A 7,403-nucleotide genomic window follows, 5' to 3' on the forward strand; every position below is an offset into this window, starting at 1 on the left:
ATGGACCGGCGGACGGCGGCCGGATCGGCGCGGACGTCGTGCCCGGCGATGCGGGCGGTGCCGGAGTCGGGGCGCAGCAGGGTGGACAGGATCTTGACCGTGGTGGTCTTGCCCGCACCGTTGGGGCCGAGAATGCCGAGCACCTGGCCGCGGGCGGCGGTGAAGCTGACCCCTTGCAGCGCGTGCACGTCACCGAAGGACTTACGGATGTCTTCGACGAAAACGGCCGGGTCGTCGGGTGCTACGGAATCCGGTTTGTCCACGCTGGGCATCAACTCTCCACTATTGGCTGTACGGGCTGAACGATGTATCCCCGTGCGGCGGGTCCCCATCCCCTTCGGGATGATCCGTACCGCCGGGCGTGATGTTACCGGCGCATCCGAAGTGCGGCCGTTTCTTTGCCGAAGCAGCTATCGGCAAACTGTGTGCTTGGTCACAAACTGGTAGGTCCCCGAATAGCCGCTGATCCAGGCGCAGACCGGACGGTATGCGGTGATTTCGCTACCTTGTCGCATCTGCGACTCGAACCATAGTCTGGCCTTGGCGGGGAGAGACATTCACAGGCCACGAGAGGTTGACCATGGCCGAGTCGGCGCAGCCGGCAACTGGGCGCGCCGGCGCGGGCCGATCCAAGGTGCTCACATCGTACGATCCGCGTACCGGGGAGGTCGTCGGCGAATACGCCAGCATGGGCGCGGGCGAGCTGACCCGCACCGTCCGCTCGGCGCGCAGCGCCGAACAATGGTGGGCGGCACTGGGATTCGACGCGCGCAAACGCTGGCTGCTGGATTGGAAACGCGCCCTGGCCCGCGGCACCCGCGAGCTGGTCGAGCTGATCTCGAGCGAGACCGGCAAGCCACGCCTGGACGCCGCCATCGAGGTGACCCTGGCCGTCGAGCATCTGGATTGGGTTGCGCGCCATGCCGAGCGGACGCTGGGCCGTACCACCCGGCTGCGCGCCTCGCTGCGCCGCGAACGCACCGGCACCGTCGGTCACCTGCCGCTGGGCGTGGTCGGCGTGCTGGGCCCCTGGCACAATCCCGTTCTCACCCCGATGAATTCGATCGCCGGGGCGATGGCGGCCGGTAATGCCGTGGTGTTCAAACCCAGCGAGCTGACTCCGGGCGTGGGCGCGTGGCTGGCCGACACCTGGAATCAGCTGGCCCCGAATCAGCCTGTGCTGCAGGTGGTCACGGGTGACAGCGCGACCGCCGCGGCCCTGTGCCGGACCCGGCTGGACAAGCTGGCCTACGCCGGATCGGGTGCGGGCGCCCGGGAGATCGCCACGCTGGCCGCGCAGTCGTCCACTCCCCTGATCGTCGAGCGGGGTGGACGCGGGGCGATGGTGGTGCAGGTCGACGCCAAGCTCGACACCGCCGCCGCGGCCGCGGTGTACGGCGCGATGGCCAACTCCGGTCAGCAGCCCGCGGGTGTGCGCTGCGTGTACGTGGCCGACTCGGTGTACGAACCGTTCCTGGAACTGGTCGCGGGCCAGGCCCGGCGACTGCGTCCGGGCGCGGACCGCCGCGCCGCCTACGGCCCGATGATCCTGGACTCCCAGATCGAGGTGGTGCGCCGCCAGGTGCGCGATGCCATCACCCGCGGCGGGCGGCCGGTGGTCGGCGGCCTGGAGTCCATTCGCGAGCCCTATATCGAGCCGATCGTGCTCACCGAGGTGCCTGACGTGAGCACCGCGATCACCGGCGTGGCCGCGGGCCCGATGCTGGTGGTGCAGCGGGTGGCCTCCATGGACGAGGCGGCCGAGCGGGTCAACGCCGCCGAGAAACCGCCCACGGTAGCGGTTTTCACGCGCGACGTGCGCAGTGTCCCGGAGTTCGCGGCCCGGCTGCGCAGTGAGCTGATCACCGTCAATTCGACCCCGGTCTACGGCGTGAACGGCCCCGGCCGGATTCGCGATCCGCAGACGCTGCGCGAATTCACCCGTGCGCAGACCATCACCGAGAAGCACCCGCCGGATCAGATCACTTCGGGCACCTTCGACAAGCACCCGCGCCGGTTACGCGTCGCCCGGGCCCTGTTCCGGCTGCGGCACCGGGTGTGAGTCCGGCACGCCCAGCAGCACCGCCCGCATCACCGCGCTGACCCGCGCCATGTTCTCCGGCCGTCCGTCGAAGCGGAGGCGGCGGCCGACATCGGCGACCTGGGCGATGGCGGCGTGCACCCGGAAGCGGGCCTCGATCTGGTCGCCGTCGAGCAGGTTGGCCCATTCCAGCACGTTCTGCCGCTGCACCGACCGCAGCCGATGTTGTTCGGAGGCAGGCAGATTGGGGAATTCGGCGAAGTAGACCGGCAGGATCTCGGGCATGGCGAAGGTCATGCGGGCGAAGCGGTCTGCGATGCGCACCGCGGCGTCGGCGCGGCTGGTGGCCTCGGCAAGGGCCTCGTTGTTGGCGATGGCGACCCGTTCGGCGGTGCGGTGCAGGGCCGCGGCGAGCAGGTCGGCCTTGCTGGCGAAGTAGCGGTAGACGCTGGAGGCGTTGATGCCCGCGGCCGCGCCGATCTCCTCGATGCTGGCCTCGTGGTAGCCCTGCCGCCCGAAGATGCGAATGGCCTCGGTGAGCAGCTGCTCCCGCTTGGCGATGACGGGCAGGCCGCGCACGATCGGGTCGCCGGTGACCGGTCCGGGGGCGGGCGGCAGGTCGCAGCGCAGGATGTCCCAGCAGATCTCGATGATGAGGTTGATCAGCCGCGTGGTGGACAGCGCCGTGCGGTGCGCGGTGATCGAGCCGATGGCGCTCAATACCGCGGCGGCCCGCAGCTGGAGGTCGGCCGGGTCGGCGTCGGGATACAGCGGCGCGATCGCGGCGGCGACGGTGTCGTGCAGTTCGGTGTAGATGACGCGGATGCGGTCGCGGTCGGCGCGTTCGAGGTAGCGGCGTTCCCACCGGTACAGCCCGCCCTCGCGGCGCACGTCGATGGTGTACTCGGCGATGCCGCGGAACAGTGCGGTGAGTCGCGGTTCCGGATCCAGCGCGGGATTGTCGGCGGCCTTGGCGGCGTCCAGCAATTGCTGCGCGCCCATTTCGGCGGTCGCCACCAGCAGTGCGTATTTATTGGTGAAATGCCGGTAGAGGGCCGGGCCGGAAATGCCGACCTCGGCGGCGATCTCGTCGACGCCGACCGGGTGGTAGCCGCGTTCGGAGAAGGCTCGCGCCGCTACCCGCGCGATTTGGGCCTTGCGGTTCTTGGGCCGGCGGCGGGGCCCGGGCTCGGCCGTGGTTGCCGCGGATTGACTGTCCGGTCGCGCGGAAGCGAGGGCGGCCTCGCTGCGATCGGCGACCATACAGTTTCTCCTTCTCCGGGTCTCCGGCTGTTGACAGTGCCGGACGAACGACCTTAAGTTAACCACAATTCGCAAAGTTGAACACAGTCTGCGGCATTGCCGCCGCATATATATCTGGGAGCGCCCGATGACCGATATCGCGACCACTACGGGTTACACCGCGATCCAGGACGGGCGGGTGCTGCGCATCACCATCACCAATCCCAAGCGCAAGAACGCCGTCAGCTACGACACCATGGTGGGCCTCGGCGACACCGTGCGGGCCGCCTCCGCCGACCCGGCCGTGCGGGTCATCGTACTGACGGGCGAGGGACGCGACTTCTGCACGGGCGCGGATCTTTCGGCCGCGGACGAGTACGCCGAACGCGGCATCACCAACGAGATGATCCTGGACGGGGCCAACGCGATGGTCAAAGCCATTGTCGACGCTCCGATCCCGGTCATCGCCCGGGTCAAGGGTTCGGCCGCGGGCATCGGCGTGGCCATCGCACTGGCCGCCGACCTGACCTATCTGGCCGAGGATTCCTACCTTCTGCTCGCCTTCATCAATATCGGTCTCATGCCCGACGGCGGTGCGGCAGCGCTGGTGGCCGCGGCCGCCGGTCGGCCGCTGGCCGCCGAGATGGCCTTGCTCGGTGAGCGGCTCCCGGCCGCGAAAGCGTTGGAGCACGGCCTGATCGCGGGTGTCTACGCCGATGAGCATTTGGACGCCAAGGTCGAGGCGGCGATCGCCAAGCTCTCGCACGGCCCGCGCCGCGCTCTCGAGCTCACCAAGGCCGCCCTCGGCACGGCCGCGCTGACCTCCTTCGACGCCGTGCTGGCGGCCGAGAAGTCCGGCCAGTGCGAACTGCTGGACTCCGCCGATTTCGCCGAGGGCGCGGCCGCCATGCTGGGCAAGCGCAAGGCCGTCTTCGCCGAATAACGGAGGGCCGTCTTCGCCGAATAGCCCGGCGCGTCAGCCCTTTCCGGTGGCGGTCAGGTAGATCAGCACCACGTTCAGGGCCGTGATGACCGCCGCCACGAGCCAGGCCAGGCCGGTGGTGACGCGGTGGTTGACGTTGTCGCCCATGAGCCCGGAGTCGCTGGTCAGGCGCACCAGCGGAATGAGCGCGAACGGAATGCCGAACGACAGCACCACCTGCGAAATGATCAGGGCGCGAGTGGGATCCACGCCGACGGCCAGCACCACCAGCGCTGGGATCAGGGTGACCACTCGGCGCACTACCAGCGGAATGTGCCGGTGCAGCAGGCCCTGCATGATCATGGCCCCCGCGTAGGCCCCGACCGAGGTGGAGGCCAGCCCGGAAGCGAGCAGTCCGACCGCGAGCAGCAGCCCGGCCGCCGGACCGAGCACATCGCGGATCGCGGCGTGCGCGCCCTCGATGGTGTCCACGCCGTCACGGCCGCGCAGGGTGCTCGCGGCGGTGAGCAGCATGGCCAGGTTCACCGCGCCCGCCAGCAGCATGGCCAGGCCGACGTCGTAGCGGGTGATGCGCAGCAATCGATCTCGGGGCGCGCCCGCCTCCGGGTGCCCGTGCCGGTCGCGGGCCATGCCCGAGTGCAGGTACACCACGTGCGGCATCACGGTCGCGCCGATCATGGCCGCCGCCAGCAGGACGCTGCCCGAGCCGTCGAAGCGGGGAACCAGACCCCCCAGGGTTTCCGAGCCCGAGGGTGGCGAGATGAACAGCGAGGCAAGGAATCCGATGGCGATGACGCCGAGCAGGCCGGTGATCACGCGTTCGAAGGGTTGTTGCCCGTGGTGGTTCTGGATCAGCAGCAGGCCCATCGACACGACGCCGGTGATGACGCCGCCGGCCAGCAGCGGCAGCCCGAACAGCAGGTTGAGCGCGATGGCGCCGCCGACCACCTCGGCCAGATCGGTGGCCACCGCGACGGTTTCGGCCTGTGCCCAGTAGCCGATCCGGACCGGGCGACTCGCCCTCTCCCGCACCATTTCCGGTAGCGATCTGCCGGTCACGAGTCCAAGCTTGGCGGATAGGAATTGAACGAGCCCGGCCATCACATTGGCCATGACGACGACCCACACCAGCAGGTAGCCGTACTGTGCGCCCGCGCTGATATTGGACGCGACATTGCCGGGGTCGACATAGGCGATGGCCGCGACGAAGGCGGGACCGAGTAGGACCGCGACCGATCGCGCTCGCTGGAACGGGCTGCGCTGATCGGTGACTGCGGTACTCACAGAGTGAGTTTACGGGTTCCCTAACTTTTTGTTTAGCCCTGCCTTCCAACTTGTGACCATAGCCATAACGGCAAACAAGGCCAAAACGGCAAACAGCCCGGCACCTTTCGGTGCCGGGCTGTCGTACGTCCTGCGAACGGGCTAGATGCCCAGGCCCTGTGCGAGCACCGGCCACGAGTTGATGAACTCGTCGTTCCAGTAGCCCCACGAGTGGGTGCCGGTGGCCCGGAAGTTGTAGGTGGCCGGGATGCCGAGGGAGTTCAGCTTGTTGGCCAGGTTGTGGCTGCAGTAGTTGGTGCCCGCCTCGATCACGCCGCCGACGATGATCTGGTTGGCCAGCCCGTACGCGCCCGGCAGGGTGTACGGGCCGTTGAGGGTGTCCCACTGGCCCGGCAGGCCGCTGCCGGAGGAGATGTAAAGGTTGATGCCACGCAGCTTTTCGGCATTGATGACCGGATCGTGCTGGGCCCACTCGGGCGAATCCGGCGGGCCGTACATGTTGGAAAGCGTGCCGCCGCCCCAGGTTTCGACGGTCAGGCGCATGAACTCCTGGCCCTGCGGGTCGGCCATCTGCGCGCAGCCGGAGTAGGCGGCGACGGACTTGTACAGGTCCGGCTGGGCCTCGGCGAGGGTGAGCACGGTGGTGCCGGAGGTGGAGATGCCCGCGATGGCGTTGACGCCGTTGGTGCCGAGCGCGGCGTCGATCAGCGGGGGCAGTTCCTGGCTGAAGAAGGTGGTCCACTTGTTGCGGCCGAGGACCGGATCGTCGTTGTCCCAGTCCTGGTAGTAGGACCATTTGCCGCCGATGGGCTGGACCACGTTGACGTTCTTGTCGCCGAGGAAGCCGTTGACGATATTGGTCTTCTTGACCCAGGAGGCGTCGTCCTGACCGCCGCCGGCGCCATTGAGCAGGTACAGGGTCGGGCGCGGGACCGAGGCATCGGCGGGCCGCTGCACGTCGACCGGGTAGGTGGCGCCCATGGCCGCGGAGTAGACGTAGAGCCGGATGTTCCGGTCGTCCTTCATCTCGGCCTTGGTGATCTTCGAACCGTCCGCCGAGACCGGGTCGGCCAGCAGCTTCTTGCCGTCGATGATCGGGTCAGCGGAGGCGGTGCCGCCGCCGACTCCGGTCATGAGACCGGTGAGAACCGCTGTGGCAGCGAGGAAGGCCGCGGCACGCACCCCGCGCCTTCCGTTCCGGACATGTCGACGAATCAATGTTTTGCACCTTCATCTCGTGTCGAATTCAGAGGTCGGCGACCCCGCGGCCTGGGTGTTTCCAGTGGTACCGACCCCGACAGACCGTACGGCCTATTTCATCGCCGCAACACCGCGCAATATTACGACTTGGTCGCGCGGCGGCCCCCACCGACCGCCGCACGTAATCGTTCCGTTATCGCATTCCCAGCCTTCTCAGCACGCTTTTCAACCCGGCTCAGCGCCCGTGTTCGGCGAGCCCGCCCAGGGCCTGCACCCAGCCCTCCACGAGCTGCTTGACCTGGTCGAGGCCGAGCACCGCGCCGACGAAGTCGAAGCGGGCGACCAGCCCGTCCTGACTGGTGTCGACGGTGACATCCAGGTACAGGTCGTCGGCGACCGGCTCCGGATAGACCCGCGCCGGGCGCAGATCGCGGTAGCGGAAGCCGATGCGCCCCACCGGCAGTGCCGCGATCTCGTCGGCGGTCTCCGGGTTCAGGTGCCGCAGCAACCCGAAACCGACGCCGCGCGAAGGGATCTCGCGGGCACTGTCGCGCACCTGCTCGATGACCGCGCCCGCGGCCGCGCCCCCGGCGCGCACCTCGGCGACGTCGACGCCCTCGAGCCGCAGCGGGAACGGGTAGGCGGTGCTGAACGCGCCGACCGTGCGCTGCCCGGCCGGATCGCCGCCGTCGC

At 68.7% G+C, this 7,403-nt stretch carries 7 protein-coding genes; 2 read left to right on the top strand and 5 right to left on the bottom strand.

Annotated features, from left to right (window positions below; translation table 11 throughout):
* The coding region (locus ACWELQ_RS32140; RefSeq protein ID WP_452400788.1) for an ATP-binding cassette domain-containing protein at positions 1-272 on the bottom strand (272 nt) is incomplete at its 3' end.
* 362 nt (positions 273-634) lie between these two features.
* Here ACWELQ_RS32140 and ACWELQ_RS32145 point away from each other — a divergent pair.
* Complete coding sequence (locus tag ACWELQ_RS32145; protein WP_452400789.1) at positions 635-2,062, top strand: aldehyde dehydrogenase family protein; 1,428 nt, start codon at positions 635-637, stop codon at positions 2,060-2,062.
* Here the strand turns inward: ACWELQ_RS32145 and ACWELQ_RS32150 are convergent.
* Positions 2,018-3,304, bottom strand: a complete 1,287-nt coding sequence (locus ACWELQ_RS32150; RefSeq protein ID WP_452400790.1) for a TetR/AcrR family transcriptional regulator — start codon at positions 3,302-3,304, stop codon at positions 2,018-2,020. The two genes, ACWELQ_RS32145 and ACWELQ_RS32150, sit on opposite strands and share 45 nt — an antisense overlap.
* Positions 3,305-3,431: 127 nt before the next feature.
* Here ACWELQ_RS32150 and ACWELQ_RS32155 point away from each other — a divergent pair, with 127 nt between their 5' ends.
* The gene (locus ACWELQ_RS32155) at positions 3,432-4,226 is read left to right on the top strand and encodes an enoyl-CoA hydratase-related protein (protein ID WP_452400791.1); all 795 of its coding nucleotides are present in this window, start codon (positions 3,432-3,434) and stop codon (positions 4,224-4,226) included.
* Positions 4,227-4,259: 33 nt separating this feature from the next.
* Here ACWELQ_RS32155 and ACWELQ_RS32160 read toward each other — a convergent pair whose 3' ends face one another.
* The 3 genes from ACWELQ_RS32160 to ACWELQ_RS32170 all read right to left on the bottom strand — a co-directional run.
* Positions 4,260-5,510, bottom strand: coding sequence for an Nramp family divalent metal transporter (locus tag ACWELQ_RS32160; RefSeq protein WP_452400792.1), 1,251 nt, complete (start codon positions 5,508-5,510; stop codon positions 4,260-4,262).
* A gap of 141 nt (positions 5,511-5,651) precedes the next feature.
* A complete protein-coding gene (locus tag ACWELQ_RS32165; RefSeq protein ID WP_452400794.1) occupies positions 5,652-6,644 on the bottom strand; it encodes an alpha/beta hydrolase in 993 nt (330 codons plus the stop codon).
* 301 nt (positions 6,645-6,945) lie between these two features.
* Positions 6,946-7,403 (bottom strand): hypothetical protein (locus tag ACWELQ_RS32170; RefSeq protein ID WP_452400793.1); only part of this gene is annotated, 458 nt, incomplete at its 5' end.

The sequence above is a fragment of the Nocardia sp. NPDC004722 genome (assembly GCF_053601505.1).